This is a genomic window from Mucilaginibacter angelicae, from assembly GCF_042434235.1.
Taxonomy (GTDB): domain Bacteria; phylum Bacteroidota; class Bacteroidia; order Sphingobacteriales; family Sphingobacteriaceae; genus Mucilaginibacter; species Mucilaginibacter angelicae.
In genome coordinates this window covers 177,082-202,091 of sequence record NZ_JBHLTS010000078.1, presented here as the reverse complement: position 1 = coordinate 202,091, position 25,010 = coordinate 177,082, and the positions used below count along the sequence as shown (strand labels likewise).

At 43.1% G+C, this 25,010-nt stretch carries 15 protein-coding genes; 1 reads left to right on the top strand and 14 read right to left on the bottom strand.

Translation table 11 applies throughout. From position 1 onward, the window contains the following. Nucleotides 1-61: 61 nt before the first annotated feature. The 11 genes from ACFFGT_RS29090 to pbpC all read right to left on the bottom strand — a co-directional run bounded on the left by ACFFGT_RS29090 (nucleotide 62) and on the right by pbpC (nucleotide 12,500). Nucleotides 62-478 carry an energy transducer TonB gene (locus ACFFGT_RS29090; protein WP_377026032.1) on the bottom strand — a complete coding sequence of 139 codons (417 nt, stop codon included), beginning with the start codon at nucleotides 476-478 and terminating at the stop codon, nucleotides 62-64. After that, nucleotides 478-837: an energy transducer TonB gene (locus tag ACFFGT_RS29085; RefSeq protein WP_377026031.1), complete on the bottom strand. Its 360-nt coding sequence runs from the start codon at nucleotides 835-837 to the stop codon at nucleotides 478-480. Before ACFFGT_RS29085 ends, ACFFGT_RS29090 begins: the two co-directional genes overlap by 1 nt. A gap of 13 nt (nucleotides 838-850) precedes the next feature. Continuing rightward, on the bottom strand, nucleotides 851-1,825 hold the full coding sequence (locus tag ACFFGT_RS29080; protein ID WP_377026030.1) for a polyprenyl synthetase family protein: 975 nt from the start codon (nucleotides 1,823-1,825) through the stop codon (nucleotides 851-853). A 92-nt stretch (nucleotides 1,826-1,917) separates the two neighbouring features. Next, the gene (rnr, locus tag ACFFGT_RS29075) at nucleotides 1,918-4,056 is read right to left on the bottom strand and encodes a ribonuclease R (RefSeq protein ID WP_377026029.1); all 2,139 of its coding nucleotides are present in this window, start codon (nucleotides 4,054-4,056) and stop codon (nucleotides 1,918-1,920) included. 159 nt (nucleotides 4,057-4,215) lie between these two features. Then, nucleotides 4,216-4,431, bottom strand: a complete 216-nt coding sequence (locus tag ACFFGT_RS29070) for a hypothetical protein (protein WP_377026028.1) — start codon at nucleotides 4,429-4,431, stop codon at nucleotides 4,216-4,218. Nucleotides 4,432-4,677: 246 nt separating this feature from the next. Further along, nucleotides 4,678-6,375: an ABC transporter ATP-binding protein gene (locus tag ACFFGT_RS29065; RefSeq protein WP_377026027.1), complete on the bottom strand. Its 1,698-nt coding sequence runs from the start codon at nucleotides 6,373-6,375 to the stop codon at nucleotides 4,678-4,680. Continuing rightward, nucleotides 6,375-7,085, bottom strand: a complete 711-nt coding sequence (locus ACFFGT_RS29060) for a 3'-5' exonuclease (protein WP_377026026.1) — start codon at nucleotides 7,083-7,085, stop codon at nucleotides 6,375-6,377. The genes ACFFGT_RS29065 and ACFFGT_RS29060 overlap by 1 nt, the downstream gene beginning before the upstream one ends. A 93-nt stretch (nucleotides 7,086-7,178) precedes the next feature. Continuing rightward, on the bottom strand, nucleotides 7,179-8,831 hold the full coding sequence (locus ACFFGT_RS29055) for an outer membrane beta-barrel protein (RefSeq protein ID WP_377026025.1): 1,653 nt from the start codon (nucleotides 8,829-8,831) through the stop codon (nucleotides 7,179-7,181). Continuing rightward, the gene (locus ACFFGT_RS29050) at nucleotides 8,828-9,406 is read right to left on the bottom strand and encodes an RNA polymerase sigma factor (protein ID WP_377026024.1); all 579 of its coding nucleotides are present in this window, start codon (nucleotides 9,404-9,406) and stop codon (nucleotides 8,828-8,830) included. Before ACFFGT_RS29050 ends, ACFFGT_RS29055 begins: the two co-directional genes overlap by 4 nt. 168 nt (nucleotides 9,407-9,574) lie before the next feature. After that, the gene (locus tag ACFFGT_RS29045) at nucleotides 9,575-10,135 is read right to left on the bottom strand and encodes a hypothetical protein (protein WP_377026023.1); all 561 of its coding nucleotides are present in this window, start codon (nucleotides 10,133-10,135) and stop codon (nucleotides 9,575-9,577) included. A gap of 76 nt (nucleotides 10,136-10,211) precedes the next feature. Beyond that, nucleotides 10,212-12,500: a penicillin-binding protein 1C gene (gene pbpC, locus ACFFGT_RS29040; protein WP_377026022.1), complete on the bottom strand. Its 2,289-nt coding sequence runs from the start codon at nucleotides 12,498-12,500 to the stop codon at nucleotides 10,212-10,214. A gap of 184 nt (nucleotides 12,501-12,684) precedes the next feature. On the opposite strand from pbpC, the gene ACFFGT_RS29035 reads away from it, so the two are divergent. Further along, nucleotides 12,685-13,410 (top strand): glycosyltransferase family 2 protein, encoded by a 726-nt coding sequence (locus ACFFGT_RS29035; RefSeq protein ID WP_377026021.1) that lies wholly within the window; start codon nucleotides 12,685-12,687, stop codon nucleotides 13,408-13,410. On the opposite strand, the gene ACFFGT_RS29030 is transcribed toward ACFFGT_RS29035, so the two are convergent. The 3 genes from ACFFGT_RS29030 to ACFFGT_RS29020 are packed head-to-tail and all read right to left on the bottom strand — an operon-like array spanning nucleotide 13,397 to nucleotide 24,830. Continuing rightward, a complete protein-coding gene (locus ACFFGT_RS29030) occupies nucleotides 13,397-14,149 on the bottom strand; it encodes a 4'-phosphopantetheinyl transferase family protein (protein WP_377026020.1) in 753 nt (250 codons plus the stop codon). The two genes, ACFFGT_RS29035 and ACFFGT_RS29030, sit on opposite strands and share 14 nt — an antisense overlap. A 3-nt stretch (nucleotides 14,150-14,152) precedes the next feature. Then, nucleotides 14,153-18,172 (bottom strand): non-ribosomal peptide synthetase, encoded by a 4,020-nt coding sequence (locus tag ACFFGT_RS29025; RefSeq protein WP_377026019.1) that lies wholly within the window; start codon nucleotides 18,170-18,172, stop codon nucleotides 14,153-14,155. 1 nt (nucleotide 18,173) lies between these two features. After that, nucleotides 18,174-24,830 carry an amino acid adenylation domain-containing protein gene (locus tag ACFFGT_RS29020; RefSeq protein ID WP_377026018.1) on the bottom strand — a complete coding sequence of 2,219 codons (6,657 nt, stop codon included), beginning with the start codon at nucleotides 24,828-24,830 and terminating at the stop codon, nucleotides 18,174-18,176. Nucleotides 24,831-25,010 lie beyond the last annotated feature (180 nt).

Genomic DNA, 25,010 nt, shown 5'->3' with positions numbered 1-25,010 from the left:
ATTTTTATTTTTTGTTCTTCCATAGTAGGTATAAGTTAAGCAAAACTATCCGTTATCCTGCTTAATCGTAATCTCTAATAAAACTAATCGGCATGCTGTACTGAACCCGTTTCGGTTTCCCGTTTTGAAAAGCCGGTTTCCACTTTGGGCTTTTCCGCATCAGGCGTATCGCTTCTTTATCTATTTCGGATGATAAGCCCCTTACAACCTTTATATTGGTTAATTCTCCGCTTGTTTCAACTGTAAATGTAACTATCACCCGGCCTTCAATATCATCATATCCTTTGCCAGGCCACCTTAGTTTTTTTTTGATAAATGAACGTAGACCATCAATGCCACCAGGAAATTCAGGGTCTGTCGTAAAAACACATACTATAACTCCCAATGTGTCAGGGTTTATTGCGCCTTTTTGTGCCTGTGCAATGCAGGTATTCGCAAGTATGCATCCTGAAAATATCAGCAAAACTGCTTTGATCATTACAATTCCGTTAATTCATATAGAATAGGTACCGAATATTTTGATTTGATAGATTTGCCATCGCGCGTAGCCGGAACCCATTTGGGGGAAAGGTTAATAACCCTTAAAGCTTCCTTATCAAATTCGGGAGCAAAGCCCTGCATAAGTTTAATATCCGACAGCACACCATTATTTTCTACATAAAAACTTATTTTGATAATGCCTCGCTTAATAAGCGAATCTTTCGGCCATTTTAAGTTTTGATCTAAAAAATCATGAAAAGCCTTATCGCCGCCACGAAAATGAGGTGGTACGAGTTTTTGGGCTTTTGCGCTTATTGAACAAACCAGGATGATAAGGATGGGTAAAAGTTTCTTCATCCTTAAATATAAATCAATTCTCCCTCACCAGCAAACCGTCGGCAAAATCGCGAAGATATTGTTTATGGTCTTCTGGCAAATTAATGGCATCGAGGGCTGCAAATGCTTTATCGGCATAGGTTTGCATCGCTTCTTCGGCATGTTGTCTGATATCAAGCCCGTTGTATATATCAGTGATAACTTTAACCTTTTCTACACTGTCAAAGTCGGTTGCGTTTAGCCAGTGATTTAAAGTCTTTGCCTGGCTATCTTTAGCCAGTTCAAGGGCGCGGATAAGTAAAAAGGTTTTTTTATTGGAGATGATATCTCCGCCAACTTGTTTGCCAAATTTTTCGGGATCGCCATAAACATCCAGGATATCATCCTGAAGCTGAAACGCAATACCAAGGTTTACCCCGAAAGCGTCGATCAGATCAGCATCAGCTAACGCAGCGCCGCCTATGATAGAACCAATTTTCAATGTACCGCCCAGCAATACCGCCGTTTTAAGGCGGATCATGTTGATGTATTCCTCAATACTTACATCGTTACGTTGTTCAAAGCTCATATCAATCTGCTGGCCTTCGCATACGCCAGTAGCCGTATCATTGAACACATCAAGTACCTTGCGTAAAATGCTGTCGTCAACCATCATCATCATTCGGTTGGCCTCTACCATCATGGCATCGCCTGAAAGAATGGCGACATTGGCGTTCCACTTTTCATGCACAGTTGCTTTACCACGGCGAAGGGGTGCTTTATCCATGATATCATCATGCATCAGCGTGAAATTATGGAATACCTCTATAGCCAGTGCAGGCTCAATAGCCTTATTAACGTCGCCGCCAAAAAGATCGCAGGCCAGGAGGAGCAGGGCAGGGCGCATACGCTTGCCGCCAATAGATAAAATATAGCTTATCGGTTCATACAGATCGGCCGGGTAAGCGGGGTAGCTTAGTTTACCAACTGCATCATTTATTAGTAATTGTAACTCTGTAAGTTGTTTCATTTATTTAGTGAGTGGTTCATTAGGTTGATTAAGTGAGTGGTTTCAGCGTTTAACTCAATCAACTACTCACCCAATCAACCATTCACCAATTATCAATCTTGTACCAGTGAAAAATCTATCTGCTTTTTGGTTAGGTCAACGTGTTTTACTTTGATCTTTACTTCATCGCCCAGTTGGTAGATCTTCTTTTTACGCTGGCCTATGATGGCATAGTTTTTTTCGTCCAAAGTATAAAAATCGTCAGATATATCGCGCAGGCGGATCATGCCTTCGCATTTGTTTTCGATGATTTCCACGTACATGCCCCATTCGGTAACACCCGAAATGATGCCCATAAAGGTATTACCAACCTGGTCGCGAAGATACTCAGCCTGTTTATATTTTACTGAAGAACGTTCTGCATCGGCCGCTTTTTTCTCCATTAAAGAGCTGTGCGAACATAGCTTTTCATAAAACTCGGCATTGGCCGATTGACCGCCGTTTAAATAATGGAACAATAGCCTGTGTACCATTACATCCGGATAGCGGCGAATTGGTGAGGTGAAATGCGTATAATGATCAAAAGCCAAACCGTAATGACTGCTGCTTTTGGTTGTATAAATTGCTTTAGCCATGGAGCGGATAGCCAGGTGGGTTAACACGTTTTGTTCCTTTTTGCCTTCAACATCCTCCATGAGGTAATTAAGGGATTTGGCTGTTTCCTTATCAGATTTGGTGTTGATCTTATATCCAAACCTTGCTGCAAACTGGGCAAAATTGGCCAGTGCATCGGGCTTAGGCGAATCATGTACACGGTAAACAAACGTATATTTGTGTTTGCCCTTGCCCATTTTACTTACACGCTCGGCTACCTTACGGTTAGCCAGCAACATGAAGTCCTCAATCAGTTTGTGGGCATCCTTACGCTCTTTCACATAAACGCCTGTTGGTTTGCCGGTTTCATCAAGCTTGAACTTAACCTCGGTGGTTTCAAAGCTGATGGCACCGTTTTTAAATTTACGGTCGCGAAGTTTATAAGCGAGTGCGTTTAGTTTAAATATCTCTTCCTTAAAATCACCTTCACCTGTTTCTATAACTTCCTGCACTTCCTCGTAAGTGAAGCGCCTGTCGGAGTAAATGATGGTTTTACCATACCATTCGGTAATGATATTGGCGTTCTCATCCATTTCAAATACTGCCGAAAAGCAGAGTTTTTCTTCTTTAGGACGAAGGGAGCAAAGGCCATTTGATAACCTTTCAGGAAGCATCGGTATTACCCTGTCAACAAGGTAAACCGAGGTTGCCCTGTCCAAAGCTTCTTTATCCAAAGCCGAATCGGGGATGATATAGTGCGATACGTCGGCAATGTGAACGCCTACTTCATAGTTGCCGTTTTCCAGCACCTGGTATGATAAGGCATCGTCAAAGTCCTTAGCATCAAACGGATCGATAGTAAAAGTGGTGATTTTACGGAAATCACGGCGTTTGGCAATTTCTTCGGGCGTTATCACGTCCGGAATTTCCTCGGCATCATGCTCAACTTCGGCTGGGAATGATAACGGAAAACCATATTCGGCCAGGATGGCGTTCATTTCCGTATCGTTCTCGCCCTGGGTACCTAAGATATGCTTGATGCGGCCGATAGGGTTTTTAGCCTCGGTTGGCCAGTCGATAATTTCGGCTATGGCTTTAATGCCGTTTTTAGCCCCGTTAAGCTCGGTAATGGGGATAAAAATATCGTGCATCATCTTGCGGTCGTCAGGAACAAAAAAGGCGTAGCGTTCAGAGAGCTTAACGATACCCGTAAATTCCATTTTAGCACGGTGAATGATCTCGATAACTTCACCTTCTTTGTGCTTGCCTTTACTTTTGGCGTATACGTAAACTTTAACGCGGTCGCCGTTCAGCGCTGTGCGAAGCTTACGGGGAGCGATGAAGATATCACTTTCAGCTTCATCGTCGGTAACAATAAAGGCAGAGCCATCATTGGTAAGATCAACTACACCTTCAATAAAAGTTTTTAATTCAAGAAGTTGGTATTTACCGTGAGTGATTTCTTTAAGAACTGATTTCTTAACTTCTTCCTGTAGTATTTCGTGTATGATCTCGCGCGATTCAGGGTCGCGTACGTTTAGTTTAGCAGAAACCTGTTTATAATTGAGTGGCGTATTGCCGTTTTGTTCAAATATATCAAGTACCATTTGGGTAAGTACCTGGTGTATAGAAGAGTTGTTTTTCTTGTGTTTAGACATAGAATAGTATTTGCATCAAAGATACTGAATTTTGGGGTGTGGGAATGAGGATGTTCAACGGCACAAATAGGTATATGTAGTAAAGTCGAAGAAGAACGAAAAATCTTTTGTTTAGATATTTAAAATATCCATGAACGATGAGACTCAAGGCTTTTTTCATCACTCGTTCCTAATGTTTTTTACATGGTTTTGGAAATCTATATATTGCTCATCAGCTAATTTTAGCTTACCTCTAAAATCAGATGGCTTCTTACTTTCTATCCTTTTTTCTTCCTGTAACTCATCTCCGACATATAAAAGCACTTCTATCGGCTTCCCTATATAGTTCTGAGGAATACGAATAGAAATATCCTGATGTTTCGGTATTAGTTTCATGCGTGTCATTTTTACTAAATAAAAAATTGAGTTTCTAAGAAGTTGTTTAAAGCGGATTAAGTCATTGCCGTTGACTTTAGTCAACGGTAAAAGAAAATAGCATTGCGGGCTTCAGCCCAATTATTCAAGCGGGATTTTGGCTAAAGCCACTCGTTTTCAACTATTATTCCGTTGACTAAAGTCAACGGCAATGATTTTTATATGAAATAGGTAATATTATCAAATTTAAACGTTTTTCCAGCTTAATCAACCCGGTATCGAAGCTATCAACCTTTTAGTATATTCCTCTTTTGGCCGGTAGTAAATATCATCAGGATAGCCTGTTTCCACTATTTCTCCTTTGTTCATCACCATCATCCTATCGGAGATGTGCTTGATCACAGCCAGGTCATGCGAAATAAAAATGTAGGTAAGCTTAAGCTCGTCCTGCAGCTCGCGGATCAGGTTCAATACCTGGGCCTGTACCGATACATCAAGCGCCGAAACAGATTCATCGCAAATAATAAATTTAGGCTGAAGTGCTAAAGCCCTCGCTATCACTATCCGCTGCCGCTGCCCGCCCGAAAATTCATGGGGATAGCGGTTAAAGTGCGCAGGCTGCAGGTTAACTCTTTCCAGCAGTTCAAGTACTTTACGTTTGCGGGTAGCATCGTTATTGTAAAACTGATGCACTTGCAAAGGCTCCATTAGTGATTGCCCAACAGTAAGCTTAGGGTTTAATGACGAATAAGGATCCTGAAAAATGATCTGGATATCTTTCCTGATCTGCCTTAATTCATCTTTCTTAAGCCCCCGGAGATCGGTACCATCGAAAGTGACCCTGCCCGATGTTGGTTCTATCAATCTTAAAATGCTTCGTCCCAAAGTAGTTTTGCCACATCCCGATTCACCTACAAGGCCCAGGGTTTCGCCGGGGTATACTTCAAAGCTTACATTGTTTACTGCTTTTACAACATGGTCTTTTCGTTTAAAAAGACCCGTACCCGTAGGGAACCAGGTGTTCAGCTTTTCTGCTTTCAATAACGGCTGTTGCTGGTATAGCCTAAGTTTTCTCTCAGCTATTTCATCATCGGGGTAATGGTATAATTCCCTGATACTTTCAATAGTTACAGGAGGCTTACTTTCATTCAGGAAATCGGCTACAACAGGTAGTTTTTTCAAATGCTGTTGCGGAGATGGGCGGCAGGCCAGTAACCCTTTAGTATAGGGATGTTGGGGATTTGCAAATAGATCTTTTACTGTAGCTTCTTCCACAATTTCGCCTTTATACATTACCAAAACCCGGTCGGCAATTTCTTTGATCACTCCCAAATCGTGAGAGATAAAGATCAGGCTCATGTGCCTTTCGGCCTTAAGCTTGTGCAATAGTTCAATAATAGTTTTTTGTACCGTAACGTCAAGCGCGGTGGTTGGCTCATCAGCAATCAGGATCTCCGGGTTACAGGATAAGGCCATGGCAATCATAACCCTTTGTTTTTGCCCTCCCGAAATTTGGTGCGGATAGCTGTCAAATATCGCTTCAGGCCGGGGTAACTGCACCTCTTTGAACAAATCAATGGTTTTCTTTTTGGCTTCGGCATTATTTAATCCCAAATGCAGCCTGATGGCCTCGGTAAGCTGAAAGCCGCAGGTAAGCACAGGATTAAGCGAGGTCATGGGTTCCTGGAAGATCATGGCTACCTGATTGCCGCGCACATGCCGCATTTCATCTTCGGATAACTTGCACAGGCATACCCCGTTTAAAAGCACCGAGCCTTGTATTACAGCCTGATCTTCATTCAGTAAACGCATCAGCGCAAGCGAGGTTACTGATTTCCCTGAACCCGATTCGCCAACAATACCAATGGTTTCGCCTTTAGCAAGTGTAAATGAAATTCCCTTTACGGCGGTAACCTGGTCTTTGCCATTCTTAAAACTAACCGACAGATCGTTTACTTTAAGCATTATTGGCCTACTAAGGTTATAAATTCGTCAGGTATCAGTTCTTCGCCGCGGTAACGCCTTAATAATTGCGCTGTGGCTACCACATCTTTTTGGCAGTAAGCGCAAATCCGCTCCAATTGGTTTTCCTGCCAGTAAACTCGACCGACGTCGCTGCCGTCGATATCATCTTTTGGAGTTGGGATATTAAAAATAGCGGTGAGTAGGCTTAAAGAAGTATAGTGTTTGTGATCGCCAAATTTCCATAACTCCATGGTATCTAAATGAATAACCTCCCATGGCTTTTTACCTGCTATTTGCAACTGCGGCGGAAAAGGCATGCCATTTACCAACAACCGCCGACAGATATAAGGAAAGTCAAATTCCTTACCATTATGGGCGCATAAAACAAGGTTGGCCGGTTGACTAAACAACAGGTTGGAGAATTTGGTAAGCAACTCCTTTTCATCATGCGACGCAAAGGATTTTACGCGCAACCCGATATTTTTCCCGGCGGTAAAGATCCCAGCCGAAATGCAAACTATTTTACCAAACTCGGCCCAGATGCCTGCACGTTCGTAATACGCTTCGGCGGTTTCGTCCTTGCGTTGGTACTGGGTTTTGATCTCCCATAAAGCCTGCAGGTTTTCGGGCAGTTGTTCGTGACTGCTGTATTGGGGTACGGTTTCAATATCAATTACCAGTAAATTATGCAGGTCGTACTGTTCAAGCATCCAGTTAAAAATTATGGAAGCAAGATAATGATAGTTTTTATTTTAAGTATGTATGCGGCTTTGTGTGGTATGCTAATTTTTAAATATGGTATTTTAATGATGTTTTGAGCTATTCAATTTAAAGCCAACGCTGATTTGAACTGTTCCAGGGCTGTTTTTATAGTTCCCAAAGCCCGAGGTTATATTATAACCGCCAAGGCTTTTTTGATACAAGGCCTCAAGGCTTAGCCGGTTAAATTGAAAGCTGATACCGCCCGATAAACCAAGGTTTATCTTTTGATCATATCGGGTTGTTTTCAATTGATTAACCGTATTGGCTAAAAAAATGGTATCTATATTGTCGGTCAATCGCCGCACATTAGTTATGCCATTGATTTGCTTAACGGGAATATTAATAACCGGGCCTCCTTTTACGCTGATGTTGTTGGTAATCTTATATACCGCATGTACCGGAATACTTACAAAATAGGCTTTCCGCGAATCTGTCACCTTAACAAGTTTTGCAGAATCAACCCCGCTGTTTTCGTTGGTATAGGAGCCACTGAAGTTAAGCGGCGTTAAAAGCCTTACCTGGGCGTTTATAGCCCATCTGTTATTTAAATGATAAGTGCCGAATAGGCCGGCGTAAATATCAACAGGGAAACTGCCATAAAAATTGCTGTTTTGAGCACTTTGTGTAAAACTTCCGGATGAATTTGCTCCAAGTAAAACGCCCCAGTCCACATTAGCTAAAACGGTAGATAATGACCTGCCCGATGAAATTTTCGCACTCTTTGTTTTACGGTTGATTGTCAACTTGTTTTTAGATGCACTGTTTTTACTCTTTGAATTTTTGCTTTGAGCGTTATTACCCTGCTTGTTGTAATAAGGATTATCTATTACAAATTTTGACAAAGGCTGATTAGCAAATATCTGAGGTTGCATGAATGTATTGTTGTTCAAGCCGGATGATTGACCAATACGGGTTGTATTAGCCGAAAGGACAAACGCGCCATTTATAGAATTGCCATTTTGTGTAAAATTACTATTGGGAGAACTATTCATGGTATTAGTACCGGCAATTAAACCATTTTGCGTGCTTTGGCTACCCATGTATGCCGACTGATTGCCACCGTGATGCTTTCCCGGAATTATATAACTGCCATTATTGTGGTTTGATTGTACTATATGATTCGGCGTATTGCTACCGCTGCCCGTTTGCTGATTGATAACTGGCAGACCATTTTTTGAAGCAGAGGCACCTGTTTTAATATTGCTGCTACCTGAAGGATTTATGTTCGCTGTGTTATTAACGCTATCCGTTTTATTTGCGGATGGTGCCAATTCTGTTCCTATTACTTTTAAAGCCTGTAAGCTATCATCAGCACCCGTGTTGAGATTTATTAACGAGTCGGATGATGTTGCAGTGGTGTTTAAACTGTCTTTTCCAATAATCCGATTATGTTTTTTAGGCTGATGATGTGATGTGTTTTTATGCTGTTCGTTCTTAATTAAATAGATCGCAGTACCTGTAACAGTAGCCACAGTTAAAGAGGCTATTAATATCGATGTGGCTTTCATCGCTTTAACAGCTTTTACAATTTTTGCCAGTTTTGAAACATGAGGGGCAGCTGTTACCGGTAAAACAGGCAAATGTTTATCAAGGATAGATTGCATTTCCTGCCATCCGCTTTGCGGTTCGGAATCAACCGGTAGTTCAGCACGTTTTTGCCGCCAAAGATCGGGGTCTTTAAATAAATCTTTCATCGTTTTATTTCACTCCTTTCTTTCGCCTCAATGTTGCCAGGTTCAAGCAGCTCCCTTAATTTTCTTTTTGCTTCGGCCAGGTGCCAGCGGGATGTGCCTTCGCTTATGTTTAATTGTTCGCCTATTTCTTTGTGTGTAAACCCGTCAAGTACCGACAGGTTGAAAACGGTTTGGGTAGCAAGGGGCAGGGTGCGGATGCTTTGCAGGATCTCCTCAAAATAGATTTTTTCCAGGGCCGAGGGTGAGATAAAGTAATCGTCATGCTCTTTGAGATCAAAACTTACTGTATTGAACTTTAATTCCTTCCTGCACAGGTCTATTGAAGTATAGATCATGATTTTCCGGATCCATCCGCCTAATTCGCCTTTTTCAATATCGAAATTGTTTATGGATTGGAAAACCTTCAGGAACCCGCTGTTGAAAGCCTCCTTAGCCAGTTCTTTATCAGGTACATAACTATAGCATACACGAAGCATTTCGGCATAAAATAATTTGTACAAGGTTTCCTGCGCCGTCCGGTCGTTATTGATACACCCTTTTACCAGCCTCTCTGTTTGCTTCTTGCTTAGGTTCATTCAAAAAAATCACGTTTAAATGATTGTAATTACATCTTCGGATACAATCCATTAAACGTTGGGTACAATGTAGATTTTTTTTCAAATTGTTTTCGGATTTAATAATGAGGAAAAACCAACCCGATCAACTTTCTGCAACAAGCTGATTGGATTGGTTTTAAATTGTTGTTAACGTGATAAGGTTTTAGGTGAAATTACGATGCCCGACGAATAATTCCAGTCGAAGGTGATGGTGCTTGCCGATATAACAATATTACCGGTGTAGGTTGTGCCGTTAAGCGTTACTGTTAAAGGGTGACTGCCATTTGTAAGATAACTTCTTTGAAAGCGTACCGCTGCCGCCATTGGGATATCGCCGGTTCCGTGGCAAACCAAAGGCTCCTGCACATTAAGGAAATCAATAAAGAAGTTGTTGTTTGCATCCAGGGTGTTATGGAATTTCAGCAACCCGTTTGAACAGTACCGGTTAGTTGTAACAGCATTGAACGAAATGCCCACACTATCGCCTGCTGCATAGTACCCGGGAGATAATGTGATCTTATCACCTGTTAAGGCAACAAGTTGTGCCGTATCTGGAGGCGTTTGTATAACAGTATCGCCGGATGCTTTTAAAGGGTTTTTGCTGGCCGCGATTTTCGTGTCGCTGATGGCGTCATTTTTTTTAGTACATCCGGTAACGATAAAAAAAGCCAGTAAGAAGGTTACAATGGAATAGGTTAGTTTTTTCATTTTGATTGATTTATGATTTTATTACATCATCGCATCAATCAGGGTAAACGTTGGGTAGGGGCAACATTTTTATTAATTATTTTTTCAATACCTCAAATCCTATACTGATGGTATTGCCGTTGCCATCAACCAAATTAAGGATATGTTTGCCTGGAGGTGGATTTAAGGCCATCTGGTGAAAATCTTTGGTTTCGCCAACGTACTGGTCATCCAAATGCCAAAAGATCTTCATGCCGGGCTGGCGATGGGCAGCGTTGCAGATCATCCGGCCGCGGGTACCGTCCGCTTCAAGAGGCACATATATTTTAGCGCCGTTTTTGGGGTAGATCACTTCCATCGCATTCCCATTTTCAGTCTGGGCACAATCAGAGCGGAAGGGAGGGAGTACATGGTATTGATAGTTCCTTGCCTTATAATAATATTCCATCGAAGGGGGCAGTACAAACCAGCTTTTATTAAGGATATTATCCGGCGGCTCGCAATTGCCGTTTACCTGCCACTTGGCATCGGCCGATAAATGAACCAATTGATGATATGGACAAACGGGTGCTTTCAAGCCACTTTTAGGTACGTATTGCTCGTCAACGTCCTCGCAGTATTGCCCGGCACGGTAGCCGCTTTGTTTACACACATTTACTTTTACCATTTCTCCCATGGGCATCTCAAACCAATCGTGCGATACGGGCAGCAATCTGAAGATCTCAAACAGGGCAGGGGCGGCTGTATTGATCCCAGTTAATCCCGGCCGACCCTCGCCATCGGTATTGCCAACCCAAACACCAACTACATATTTGGGCGTAACGCCAATAGCCCAGCCATCGCGGAAGCCAAAGCTTGTGCCTGTTTTCCAGGCTACGCGCTGGCTTGAGCTAAATTGCTGCCACAGCATTTCTTCGCCCGGTCGCATTACCTCCTCCATAGCCTGGAAGGTGTAATAAATAGAAGCCGCATCCAGCAATCCCGATTTTTCAAGTTCAGGCTTGGCAATCGGCTTCTTTTCGTAAACAGGGTTATGAAAATCCGCCGGGGCATATTTACCGTTATTTTTATTGTAATGATTAAGTACACGCGCCATATCGGCATAAGCGCCGCTTAATTCCCATAGCGTATTTTCGCCTCCGCCTAAAATGAGCGATAACCCATAATGATCAGCAGGTTTGGTTAATGTTGTAATACCTGTTTTATGTAAGAAATCATAAAAGCGCTCATATTTATACTGTTGAAGCATTTTAACTGCAGGCACATTCAGCGAACGGGATAAGGCCCGCGATGCCGGTACTGCCCCGTCATAGCCCAGATCAAAGTTTTCGGGATGATAACCCGCTATCATGGTAGGCACATCAGGCATCAAGCTGTTGGGCAATATCAGGCCATCGTGCAGTATCGCTGCATAAAGCAGTGGTTTCAGGGTACTTCCGGGGCTTCGCGGGGCATCAACCACATCAACATCGCTTTCCATTTGCGGGTCTTCGCGGTGGGATATGTTACCGGCGTAGGCAAGGGTAGCACCAGTTTCAACATCGAGTACAATGGCAGCTATGTTGTTAATATCATTTGCCTTTAATAAACTGTGATGCTGCTCCAAAATATCATTTACCTGCTGCTGAAGCGATGATTTAATGCTGCTCGTGATGCGGGTATCCCCATCAGGATTTGCCTGGTGATCGGCTTTAAACCGCTGTAACAGGTGTGGGGCAAGCTGCGGGAGGGGCATAGGTCTGTCGGGCACAGGTTCGAGCCGGGCAAGGGCAGATGTTGTGCTGTCGATAATCCCGGCTTTATGCAGTTTATCCAATAGTGAATTGCGTTTGCGAAGCAGGATAGCCCTGTTCCTTCCTGGATGTACCAGTGAGGGAGAATTGGGTAAAACAGCCATAGCCGCCATTTCGCCCCAGGAAAGCTTATCCGGACTGCGGCCAAAATATCGCCAGGAAGCCGCATCCAACCCAATAACATTGGTACCGAAGGGTGCATTACTGGCATATAAAGCTAAGATCTCACTTTTGCTGTAAGTTACTTCAAGGCGCATGGCCATGAAGATCTCTTTCAGTTTATTCCAGATGTTGCGCTTGTGTTTAGTAGCCAGCCGGATCACCTGCATGGTGATGGTACTGCCGCCGCTGCTTACTTTTTTTGAGCCCAGATTTTGTTTGATAGCACGGCCAAAGGCAACAATGTCAAAGCCAGGGTGATGCTCAAAGCGTTTATCCTCAAAGGTGATGATACATTGTTTAAATTTTTCGGGCACATCGGCATTATAAGGAAAGCGCCATTGCCCGTCGTTTGCTATGGATGCGCCGAGAAGCTGGCCCTGGTCGTCATCAATTACGTAAGATGTTGGACTATTAAATAAGGGTTTAGGCAAACAAAACCAGAATATGAGGGTTAAAACAAACAAAAAGAAAAGTGATATTATTACTTTTGGCTTTTTTAAATAACTTTTTGCTCGTTTTAGCACAAATTGCATTATTAAATATAAAAATATTAAGCCAGTTCAGGTTTATACAACTATAATTGTGGCAAAAATCTACCAGGCAATAATACAATAAATGACAATACAAAAATTATCAATTATTATCCCGGCTTATAACGAAGGTAATACCATACATTTAATTTTGGATAAAATTAAAGCGGTAAGCCTTGTTAATGATATCGAAAAAGAAGTGATCATTGTAAATGATTGTTCAAAGGATGATACAGAAGCTGCCATTTATAAATACAAGCTTGGTAACCCGGATGTTAATATCCAGTACTTTAAGCATGAAGTAAATAAGGGTAAGGGGGCAGCCTTGCATACAGGCATCGCCAAAGCTACCGGAGATTACCTCATTATTCAGGATGCCGATCTTGAATATGACCCTGCCGAGTACAACGATCTGTTAAAACCTGTAGTAGCAGGTTTTGCCGATGTAGTTTATGGTTCACGGTTTATGGGGAGCAATCCGCACCGCATCCTGTTTTTTTGGCATACCATTGGTAACAGGTGGCTTACATTTGCTTCAAATTGGTTTTCCAATCTTAACCTTACCGATATGGAAACGTGTTATAAGTTATTTAACACCAAAGTCATCCAATCCATACAGCTTACCGAAAAACGTTTTGGCTTTGAGCCGGAGGTTACCCAGAAAATCGCACGTGTACCCCGCATCAGGATCTATGAGGTGGGTATTTCATACTATGGACGTACCTATGAAGAGGGTAAAAAGATAGGATGGAAAGATGGTGTTAGGGCTATTTATTGTATCCTTAAATACGGCTTATTTAAATCGAAGTAAGATCGATATCGCGAAACTGAATTGCGATGGCATCTTTGCTTTCATAAGCCAGTGTAGCTAAATTACTGCTATCAAGCCTGAAACTTACAAGCTTTATTGCTTTAGGTGAATTAATGATATTGCTGTTTGTGAGGTGATTACCATCTAAACAAGGAATGTTCTTAATCCGTTCATCTAATCCCTGGCTTGTAAGTTTTGTTATGGCTTCTTTGCGTGTCCAAAGCAATATGAATTTTTCTTCCGGATTGCTCTGGTTGATGAAACGGATCTCATCTCCACTGAAATTATCAGCAAGAATTTCTTTATAGGCGAATGAGCGGTCAATTTTTTCCGTATCGATACCGACACCAGTTTTTGATACGGCGATAGTTACCCACTCGTCCGAATGGGATACATTATAATTAATAGCTGCCCCGGTGGTTTTTACAAAAGGCTTTTTATTGGGGCCGATTTCAAAGCGGAGATCTTCGGGTTGCTGACCCAGATATCTGCCTAAGATGGTCCTCAAAGCAGCACGGCTCACGATAAAACGTTGCCTGTCTTTTTCCTGGTAATACCGCTCAGCCCGTTTTATTTCATCAGGCATCAGCAATTTTATAAGCTGGGCGATAAGCGAGAGATGATCGGCTGTTTTAATCCGCCATACATCTATTTCATCGCCTATAGTAAAGTTGTGGGCGGTATCCTGCTGCCATTCAACAGTATCAAGATAGCGGATTTCAACTTTTACTGCCTCCATAAACTATTTCTTTGCAGCTTCATCAAGGCAGTTTTGTAAAATGCTTGCGAAGATCTTATCATTCGGGGCTTTGAATATGGAATTATGTTCACCGGGAATAGGATGCACGTTAATGCCTTTTAACGCGTAAGGCCTCCAACCAAGGTACTCAAAATCATCCATATAAAAAGTGTGGGTGTTAGCCTTAAACAATTCAATTGAAATATTATAAGGCTTCAACTGGTAATTCCGTTCGGCTTGCTGGTTCATTTCATCTATCTTGTTTGAATAACCAAAAAAGCCTTCCTGTTGCTCGTCTTTCTTTAAACGCCATAAAAACCTGGTAGCGTGGCGCTTAATGTTTTTAGTTTTACCTGCAATGTTTTGCGAAAGCCCTTCGCCGGTAAGGAGGTTGTATTTCAGTTTACGTAAAAAGAATTTGGCACGCTTGGTTTGCATAGTAAGCCAGGGATCAAAAAACGGGGAGCGGTATGCGTAGGTATCAAACATAGCCAGCATTTTTACCTTTTTACCTTGTGCTTCCAGTTGTTTGGCCATTTCAAAAGCTATAATACCGCCAAATGAATAGCCAGCTAAAGCATATGGGCCGTTAGGGTTTTGAGCCTGGATGGCCGAAATATAATGCGCGGCTATATCCTTGATCTCGGTTAGCGGCTCATCTATACCATTAAGCCCTTTGGCCTGTAAGCCATAAACCGGCTGGTCGGGGTGCATGTTGATAGCCAGCGCGTTGAATAATAGTACATTAAGGCCTGCACCATGCACAATATAGAGCGGCATTTTATTGCCAGTGGGTTTTATAGGTACAAGCGAGTCCCAAACGATTGATCTGCCATCCATCTCCAGCATAAGGGACAGCTTTTCTACTGTAGAGTTTTCAAAAAGTGCAGCTAATGGCAGGCGTTTTCCCGTAAGTTTTTCAATACGAGTCATTACCTGAACCGCAATAAGCGAGTGGCCTCCCAGCTCAAAGAAATTATCATAAACGCCTATATTTTCGATCTCCAAAAACTCACTCCAAACTTCTGCAACCAATTGCTCCACATCAGTTCTTGGTGCTACATACAGGTGGATACTTTCGGCAAGTGGGGTAACGCTGCTTTGTATCAGTACTTTTTTATCAACCTTGCCATTTGGTGTAAGCGGGATAGAAGGTATTACGATAAAATCATCCGGCACCATATAGTCGGGCAGAGAGCTTTTTAGGGATGCCCGCCAGTTTTTTACCTGTGTAACCTCATCTTCGGCAATATAATTGTCGTTTATGACGATGTAAGCTACCAGTTTATTGATACCGTTTTTATCGGGCTGGGCAACAACTACCGCCTGCTTTACATTGGGTTTGTTAATGAGATGGTACTCTATCTCACCGGTTTCGATACGGTAACCACGAATCTTGATCTGAGCATCTGCACGGCCAAGGCATTCAATTTCGCCGTTATCCAGGAACCTGCCTAAATCGCCTGTCCGGTACATTTTGGCACCTGTCTGATCTGAAAAAGGATCAGCAATGAATTTCTCGGCTGTAAGCTCCGGCTGGTTTAAATAACCTGCAGCAAGGCCGTCGCCGCCAATAAAAATTTCACCTACAGTGCCGGTATCCAGTGGATTAAGGTTTTTATCTAAAATATAAATCGAAGTATTATCGATTGGGCGACCAATGGTAATTGCTGTGTCCTCAGCCCTGATCTCTTTAATGGTCGACCAGATGGTGGTTTCCGTTGGTCCGTAAACATTCCATAATGATGATGCTTTTCCAAGAATCCTTTCAGCAAGCTCTTTTGGTAGTGCCTCGCCGCCGCAGATTACTTTTATAGGCAGGGTTGCATCCCAGCCGGCCTCCAACATAATACGCCAGGTGTATGGGGTGGCCTGCATGATGGTCACCTTTTCTTCACGGATAATATCGAGCAGGGCACGGCCATCTTTTGCAGTGGCTGTATCTGCAATAATTACCTGTGCGCCGCTTAGCAACGGTAAAAACAGCTCGAGCCCGGCAATATCAAAACTGATAGTGGTTACAGCAAGCAATTTATCATCCGCGGTCATCCCAGGAATTTTTTGCATGCTGTGCAGGAAATTAACCAGGCTATGCTGACTGATTTGAACACCTTTAGGCATGCCTGTTGATCCCGAGGTGTACAGGATATAAGCAAGGTCATTGCCCGTAACGCTGACATTCGGCGTATCGGCAATATACTTTGAAAGATTAGGCCATTCAGTTTCTAAGGTAAGCTCAGTAGCGTTTGACTGGTAATGGCCTTTGTATTTTTCTGAGGTTAACAATACAACCGCTTTCGAGTCGCTGAGCATATAATTGATCCGCTCAAGCGGAAACTGCGGATCGAGCGGCACATAGATCCCGCCGGCTTTCATGATAGCTAATATAACCACCAGCATTTCGGCCGAACGATCAACTGCAAAGGCAACTTTGTCACCTTTTTTCACGCCTTTATCAATCAGTAAAGCAGTTAGCATGTTACTGATTTTGTTTAATTGTTGATATGTAAGTGTCTGATCTTTAAATTTTAATGCGATTGAATTACTTTGCCAATTGATGAACTGGTGTAAGGATTTATCTTTGGGATAGGCTACCTCTGTATTATTCCACAACTTCAGTTTTTCAATCAATTCGGCTCTGTTGGAAGCCGGTATTTCGCCTATTAAAGTATCAGGAGCATTTACCAGTTCGTTAAGCAAAAAGTTAAATTCATCCATCATATGGCGGATAGCTTTTTCGCTGAATAACTGCGTGTTATATGACCATTCCAATACTAAAGCTTCATCCCGCCCCGAGATATTAACAAAGATCTCAAAGCTTTCATATTCGCGTGGGGTGCTGGTTAAATGATGTTTTAATCCATAAAAATCAACGTCGTCATCCATCCCCATATCAATGTTAAACATTACGGGAACTAATGGGACCCGTGAAGCATCGCGCGGGATGCTCAGTTTTTTGAGCAGCTCACCGAATGTATACTGCTGATGATCATACGCATCCAAAATGGCAGAATTGCGTTGTTTAAGATAGCTGCGGAACGATTGGTCATTTTTAGGATAGCTCCTGAGTGCAAGCAGGTTAACACAATGCCCAACCAAACGGTAATTGCCTGTAACTGATTGGCCGGCGGCAGGTAAACCCAATATGATCTCATCCTGGCCGGTGATCCTTTGTAAAAATACTTCAAAAGCGGCTAACAGCGTAGTTACAAAGCTGCTTCCATTTGTTTTGCCTAATTGCTTCAATGCCGAAGTAAGGTTTTTGTCAAGATCAAAGTCAAGACGGTTGCTTTTATAGGTGCGTACCGCAGGGCGTAGCAGATCGGCGGGCAGATCAAGCAGGTAATTGCTGCCTTTAAACTCGTTTAACCAATACTGCTCGGTCTCTTTATATTCCTGGCTACCAGTAAACAATTCCTGTTCGTTTGAATAGTCGCTGAATGATGGGGCTTCAGGTAATTGGATATATTCACCTTTGGTATAAGCAGAGTACAGCTTGCTTAAATCCTGCATCATGATCCCGATAGACCAGCCATCGCAAATAATGTGGTGCGCTATAAAAGTTAGCCTGTGTTCGGTTTCAGCCAGTTTAATCAGCTGTACCTTAAACAAGGGACCTGTAACCAGGTTAAAAGCCGTAAACGAGTTTTGATTGTTTTGTTCGGTGATGAATGATTGCTGTTCGGCAAGACTTCTTTCCGACATGTCGGCGAACCTGAAATCCAAGGGCAGATATTTGTAAATGCAGATAGATTTTCCATCAGCACTAAAAGCCGAGCGCAAGGCCTGGTGCATGTTCGTGATTTCCTGTAAGGCCTCAAACATAGCCTCCTGGTCAAGCTGGCCGGAAAGCTGCAGTGAAAAGGACTCGTTATACGCGCAATTGGCTTCATCACTGCCAATAATACACGAAGCCCAGATCTCTAACTGAGGTTCGGTTGAAGGGGCAATAGCAACAAGTTCGGGCCCTGCAAAAGGATCAAATTCAACCGGGATAGTATCGTATGGGGTAGTGGTAGTCAAGTTAGTTATTGCTGATCTTTACCTGTAAATATTTTCCTGGATTATTTGCATCGGTTACAAACCAACCGGGGTTGCCATCTTTATCACGGCCCAGTTTTGCACCCGGTACAGGGGGCTCGGTCGGCAAACCATTTTTGGCGGGCTCAACTTTCACCGGCTCCGACTTGTTGGTTGGCATAAACCCGGCCTCAATAAGTTCATGAATGCTTTCGCTGAATTTACTGATGATCTGGTCAATGTCTTCGTCAGTATGTGCAGCTGTAATAAAACAAGGGAAAAGATCCCAGATATGGATGCCTTTAAGGCGCATCAGCGTAAATAGCAATTCGCCATAAGCCAGCTCATAATCAAATTTGATCTTCCATAACGAGCCGAATGAAGGGATGTGCAATGGTAAACCTTCTTTTTCACAAATGGCATTCAATGCATCGGCCAAACGTTTGGTCATTGTGTTAAGACCTTCCTGCAGGGCAGGGCCTTTTTCCTTCATATAGTTTAACGATGCCTTTGCGGTAGCTAAAGCCAATGGATGGCGTACAAAAGTGCCCGCAAAGTAGGTTACACCAGCTTCGGGTGATGAATCATCACCAAACTGCCAGTTACCGCCATCAAGGGCGTCCATATATTTGCTGATACCGGCAATGGCGCCAATAGGCATACCACCACCAATTACTTTACCGTAAGTACCCAAATCGGCTTTAATACCAAACATGGCCTGGGCGCCGCCCGGGTGCATCCTGAAGCCGGTGATCACCTCATCAAAAATCAAAACAGTTTCCGACTGGCGGGTAATTTCCCTAACCCTTTTCAGAAACTCAACAGGGCGAAAATCCGGTCGGCGGCTTTGGACCGGCTCAACTAAAACGGCTGCCAGCTCATGGGCACGTTCGGCTATTATTTTCAATGATTCTTCGGTGCCGTAATCCAGGATAAGCATATTTTGCACTACCTCGGGCATAATCCCGGGAGCCGCAGGCACAGTTTTTAATTTTTTGGTACCACGAACGATAACCTCATCATTTATACCATGATATGAACCGTTAAATGCCACAATGAGTGAACGGCCTGTTACTGTACGCGCTATGCGCATGGCACCCAAAACCGCTTCGGAGCCGGTATTGCACAAAGCAGAACGATCAAAATTGGTAAACTCACAAATTAGTTTACAAACCTCACCGGCAAGTTCATGCTGCGGACCAATTTCGTAACCTTTTTCAATCTGGTCTAAAACAGCTTGTTTCAGGATCTCGGTTTGATAGCCAAGGAAATTTGAGCCAAAGCCATTCAGCGCATCTATGTATTCATTACCATCAATATCCCAAACCCGACTGCCTTTTGAGCGGTTAACTACCAGCGGATAAACAATTTCTTTAGTCAACGGGCGGAAGCCGCTAACAACACGTGGATCGGCCATGTAAGGCCTGTCTTTTTGTGTTTGTGCTTTGCTGCCTTTTGTTTTTGCGTTATATTTTTCTGTAAGATCTTTTAAAAATGCCTGTTGCTTATCGCTCAATCCCTGTACCTGTTTTTCGATGCGGGCAGTTGCGCCGAAGGGTTTTTTTAGTTCAACCTGCTCTTCCGGCGTAAAATCAGCCGCAAGTGATAACAGTGATTTTGCAGGGGTTGCAGCAAGAGCGGAGGCGTTATATGTTTGTGTAGCAGGGGCTTGTACAATAGGTATATTACCCTGGATAAGTGTTAACTGGCTGGCCAGTAATTGCAATTGTTGAGATATTAAACTGATTGCTATATCGTTGTTTCCCTGACCTGTGAATCCTGAAGGAATAACCTGTGCATGCTGTGCAGTTCCGTTAGTAGCACCATGTTGAAATGCAGGGTTAACTGCCGGCGCAACCTGCGGCTGAAATGCATCGGCAGGTAAATTGTTATCCAGGTAAACTGCAAGCAGTTCAAGACTGTTATATTCTTCAAACAGTTTTCGGAAAGTAATGGGTACGTTGAAGACCTTTTTTAGATTGGTAGCTATTTGTGTAAGCGAAAGAGAATCAAAGCCAATTTCAATAAAGCTCATGCCGGTGGCAGCCGTATCTATCTCAATACCGGCAGCATCTTCAAAGATCTCTTTAAGTTTATCAATTAAAATATCCTTCCTCATCAGTGCAGGTTGCGTGGTTTTTGTATTTGTTTGTTGTTGTGTTAAGGTTTCAGAAACAATATTTATTGTTATGGCAGGCTCAAGCCAATACCGTTTATGATCAAAAGCATAGGTTGGGATATCTATCTTTTTACGGTTTTGACCCAAATAAGTTGCCTCCCAGTTTGGTTCAATACCATTTAGCCATAGCTGGCCTAATGCTTTCAACAGGCTGTGATATTCTGTTAAAGTATCGGTTTGTTCAAAACCCGATATTATGGAGATGTTTTTACCGGCAGTATGCTGGCGTGCAAGGGTAGCCAGGATATTTCCCGGGCCGCTTTCAAGTAATAAGCGGTTATCATCTTCTGTCACAGTATCCAACGCGGCCGAAAAGCGAACAGTGCTGCGTAAGTGCTGTGCCCAGTATTCAGGATCGGTAGCCTGTGCTTCGCTGAGCCAGGTACCTGTTACTGTTGATACAACTGGTTTAACATGTTTATTTAGCTTTACAGATTTAACTACCGCTTTAAAAGGCTCCACAATATCATCCATCATTAATGAATGGAAGGCGTGACTGGTTAAAAGCAGCCTTGCAGGGATCCCTTTTTGAGAGAGTTCGTCGGTAAATTTCGTTATAGTATCTTCAGGCCCAGCCACTACACATAGCTTTTTGCTGTTTACAGCTGCAATGGAAAGCCCTGCAGGTAATGTGGCTTTCAATTGCTCTTCTTCTATACGTACTGAAAGCATTTGTCCGTGGGGGGCGCTGCTGACCAAACGTGCCCGTTCTGATATCAGGGTCAAAGCATCTTTTAAGCTGAATACACCTGCCAGATGTGCCGCCACAAATTCGCCTATGCTGTGTCCCATCAGTATCGCCGGTTGAATGCCTTTACTCATCCATAACTGGGCCATGGCATATTCTAAAATGAATAGCGCGGGCTGGGTATACAGGGTATTCTTTATTTTTTTTGCCGATTCAGGATCTGCCGGATCGGCGAAAATTATTTCTTTAAGGCCGGCATGAATAGTGCCCTGCAACAGGCTTAAACATTCATCCACCGCATCTTTAAAAACAGGTTCATTTTGATACAGGTCATGACCCATATTTACATATTGCGAACCCTGGCCGGGGAACATGAAAACTACCTCAGCAGGAATTGTGCTGAGCTTTTTCATGGATGATGGATCTGGGTTTGTGGTGTTTAGTTTTATTACCAGATCATCAACATCTGTCGCTATTACAAAACGGCGATGGTTAAAATCGGCACGGGTAGTTTGCAGGGTGTAGGCTACATCATTAAGATCAACACTCTTATTAGTGCCGATAAAAGCTGCAAGCTTACCTGCATATTTAGCTAAGCTATGCTCGTTTTTGGCCGACCAACTGATCAATTTTAAAGGCTTGTCAGCGCCCGGTTCAACAGGCTCCGGCTTTTTATATTCCTCCAAAACAACATGCACGTTGGTCCCGCCTACACCAAAGGAACTGATACCGGCGCGTTTCAGCTCCGTATCCCATGGCTTAAGTTCTGCATTGACAAAAAACGGGGTATTCTCTATATCAATATTCGGGTTGATCTTGTTGAAAAACAGCGATGGCGGGATTTGGGCATGTTGCATAGCCAGCACTGTTTTGATCAGCCCGGCAACGCCCGAAGCAGCGGTGAGGTGACCAAAGTTGCTTTTTACCGATCCTATGGCACAAAACTGATTTTGATCCTGCTGGCCGAAAGCAAGGTTAAGCCCTTCAATTTCTATCGGGTCGCCTAATGGAGTGGCGGTGCCGTGGGCTTCAATATAGCTTATGGTTGATGCATCTATTCCTGCATCGGCAATGGCCATGGCTATTGCACCGGCCTGGCCATAAGCGTTTGGTCCGCCGAAGCTTCCTTTTTCGGAGCCATCATTATTTACGCCAACACCTTTAATAACGGCATAAATGGTATCGCCGTCGCGTTGTGCATCTTCGAGGCTTTTTAACAGTACCACACCGGCGCCGTCACTGAATACAGTGCCCGAAGCTTCGGCATCAAAAGGCCTGCAATGACCATCGATGCTCATGATGGAACCTTCTTCGTAAATATGACCGCTTTTTATAGGCGATGTGATGGATGCAGCACCGGCAATGGCAACCTGGCACTGGCCATTACGGATGCTGCTCACTGCCTGTGTTATGGCTAATAATGAAGTTGAGCATGCCGAATATACCGCAACAGCCGGGCCCTTCAGGTTTAACTGGTAGGCTGTGCGGGTGGCTATATAATCTTTTTCGTTTAGTGTACGTACCTGGAAATGGCCAACAGTCTCAACTACTTCCGGATTGGTTAATACATTATTGTTGTAATAGGTATTATAACCACAGCCCGCAAATACACCGGTAAGCCCATCATATTTTTGAGGCAGATGACCTGTTTTTTCCAGCACTTCCCAGGCAAGTTCTAAAAAGATGCGTTGCTGTGGATCCATTAATTCGGCTGCACGAGGGTTAAAACCAAAAAATCCTGCATCAAACTCGTCGGCTCCGTTAAGGATACCGCGGGCTTTTACATAGGCGGGGTTGCTTTTTTCGTAAAGCGGAATGTATTTGTCTAATTCTTCGTCTGTAAAAAAGCTTGTGCCTTCACTGCCTTCGGCCAGCATTTGCCAAAATTCATCGATAGTATCGGCACCAGGGAAACGACCTGCCATGCCAATTATGGCAACGTCGGTATTGCCACCGGTTGTTTTTGTTTGGTGTTTTGAAAGGGGAGTGGTTTGTTTGTTTATCCCGTTAATCAGCTTTACTATACCTGCAATAGTTGGATATTGGTATAATTTAGTGATGGGAACTTCGTAATTGAAACGTTGTTTTAACAGCGCTACCGTTTTTAAAGCCAGTAACGAGTTGCCGCCCAACTGAAAAAAGTTATCATCAATGCCTACTTTATCAAATTGCAGCAACTCCGTTAAAATGGCTGCGATGTTTTTTTCGGTTGGGTTTGATGGCGCTTTGTAAAGTACATCAAGCTCAGGGCGTTTAATGTCGGGTTTGGGGAGGGCTTTTCTGTCAACTTTGCCACTGGTAGTTTTGGGTAATTCTTTTAACCAAACATAGGCTGAGGGCAGCATAAAGTCGGGCAGCTGCTCTTCCAAAGATTTACGAACAGCTTCGGTATCTTCCTTAGCGCCCGATGAAACGAGGTAAGCCACGAGGCGCTTTTGTCCGGCGACATCAGCAGGAGCAGTTACCACCGCCTGTTTTATATTGTCAAGCTGACTGATCAGTACTTCTATTTCACCTGTCTCCACACGGTTGCCGCGTATTTTAACCTGCGTATCCCTACGACCAAGGTATTCGATGTTGCCATCGCCCATAAAACGGGCCAGGTCGCCGGTACGATAGATGCGGATGGTTTTATTGCCCTCTGTCCAGTCTATAAATTTTTCGGCTGTTAGTTCGGGTTTGTTGAGATAGCCGTTGGCAAGGCTTATACCTGAAACGCATAATTCACCTGTTTCCTCATCGGCAACGCGGTTAAGGCTTTCATCAAGTAAAATGATCTCTGTATTGCTGATAGCCGAACCGATAGATGGGAGTGTGGGCCACCGGGAGGCATCACCATCCAGCTTTAGCTGGGTAACAACGTGTGTTTCTGTTGGGCCGTACTGGTTATAAAGCACACAACCAGGTAAAATGTTAAAAAAGCTTACTATCTGTGGTGTGATCTTTAACTGCTCACCGGCTGTCATCACTTCTTTTAATGAAGCTGGGATATAATTATTAGCTATAGCAGCCTCGGTAAGGTATTGCAGTACTACAAAAGGTAAAAAGATGCGGTTAATAGCATGCTTATCAATAAACTGCAATAGCTTAACCGGATCGATCCGTAATTCTTCGTCAACCAAAAACAAGGTGCCACCGGTACCCAGCGTAGCAAAAATCTCCTGGAAAGAAACATCAAACGTTAAAGGTGCAAACTGCAGGGTATTAGTGCCTGTGGTAGCGATGGAATTTTCCTGTTGCCAAAGTAACAGGTTAACCAATGCTGCATTACCCATAGACACGCCTTTGGGGGTACCGGTTGATCCCGAAGTATACAATACATAGGCTGTATCAGCCAAATGAGTTTGCTGGAATGATTTAGTACTTTGATCATAAGTATCATCCGCAACCAGGATATTGACAGGCAAGCCGTCAAACAAATGCTTTTTATCCGAAGCAACAACGCATGCAGGTATCCCCGAATCTTTAATGATTGTTTCGAGCCGGTCTTTAGGATAATCAGGATCAAGGGGCAGGTAACCTTTGCCTGCTTTTAGTATGGCCAGTACTCCAATTATGGTTTGGATACTCCGGTTTGCACTTACGCCAATAATTTCCGAATCCGGATATAAATTTAAGATAGCCGAAGCCAGATCATCAGCCTTTTGATAAAGCTGATGATACGTAAGCGTATCATTATTATGCACAACAGCAATTGCATCGGGTAATTTTATCCGCTGTTGTTCAAATAAATCGTATACATTGAGGGCAATAGATTCCCCGTTTTTTAAAATAATCCCCAGCTCAATATTCATCAGGATCAATAAGGTTTCACCGTGGTTAGCGGTCGAAATATACTTTTTAATTAGTTGACAGGTAATCCAAAAAGCAGCTGAAGATAATTTTTTTAGTCTTATCTTCTTTTATCACCGATTATTTTATGGTATATTTTTATTCATTCAATATATTAAACTATAAAATAATTTTCTTTTTAA

Bases quoted from the DNA above. Each gene is read 5' to 3' on its own strand.
- ACFFGT_RS29090 (WP_377026032.1), bottom strand. From the start codon at position 478: ATGATCAAAGCAGTTTTGCTGATATTTTCAGGATGCATACTTGCGAAT.
- ACFFGT_RS29085 (WP_377026031.1), bottom strand. From the start codon at position 837: ATGAAGAAACTTTTACCCATCCTTATCATCCTGGTTTGTTCAATAAGC.
- ACFFGT_RS29080 (WP_377026030.1), bottom strand. From the start codon at position 1,825: ATGAAACAACTTACAGAGTTACAATTACTAATAAATGATGCAGTTGGT.
- rnr (WP_377026029.1), bottom strand. From the start codon at position 4,056: ATGTCTAAACACAAGAAAAACAACTCTTCTATACACCAGGTACTTACC.
- ACFFGT_RS29070 (WP_377026028.1), bottom strand. From the start codon at position 4,431: ATGAAACTAATACCGAAACATCAGGATATTTCTATTCGTATTCCTCAG.
- ACFFGT_RS29065 (WP_377026027.1), bottom strand. From the start codon at position 6,375: ATGCTTAAAGTAAACGATCTGTCGGTTAGTTTTAAGAATGGCAAAGAC.
- ACFFGT_RS29060 (WP_377026026.1), bottom strand. From the start codon at position 7,085: ATGCTTGAACAGTACGACCTGCATAATTTACTGGTAATTGATATTGAA.
- ACFFGT_RS29055 (WP_377026025.1), bottom strand. From the start codon at position 8,831: ATGAAAGATTTATTTAAAGACCCCGATCTTTGGCGGCAAAAACGTGCT.
- ACFFGT_RS29050 (WP_377026024.1), bottom strand. From the start codon at position 9,406: ATGAACCTAAGCAAGAAGCAAACAGAGAGGCTGGTAAAAGGGTGTATC.
- ACFFGT_RS29045 (WP_377026023.1), bottom strand. From the start codon at position 10,135: ATGAAAAAACTAACCTATTCCATTGTAACCTTCTTACTGGCTTTTTTT.
- ACFFGT_RS29035 (WP_377026021.1), top strand. From the start codon at position 12,685: ATGACAATACAAAAATTATCAATTATTATCCCGGCTTATAACGAAGGT.
- ACFFGT_RS29030 (WP_377026020.1), bottom strand. From the start codon at position 14,149: ATGGAGGCAGTAAAAGTTGAAATCCGCTATCTTGATACTGTTGAATGG.
- ACFFGT_RS29020 (WP_377026018.1), bottom strand. From the start codon at position 24,830: ATGAATATTGAGCTGGGGATTATTTTAAAAAACGGGGAATCTATTGCC.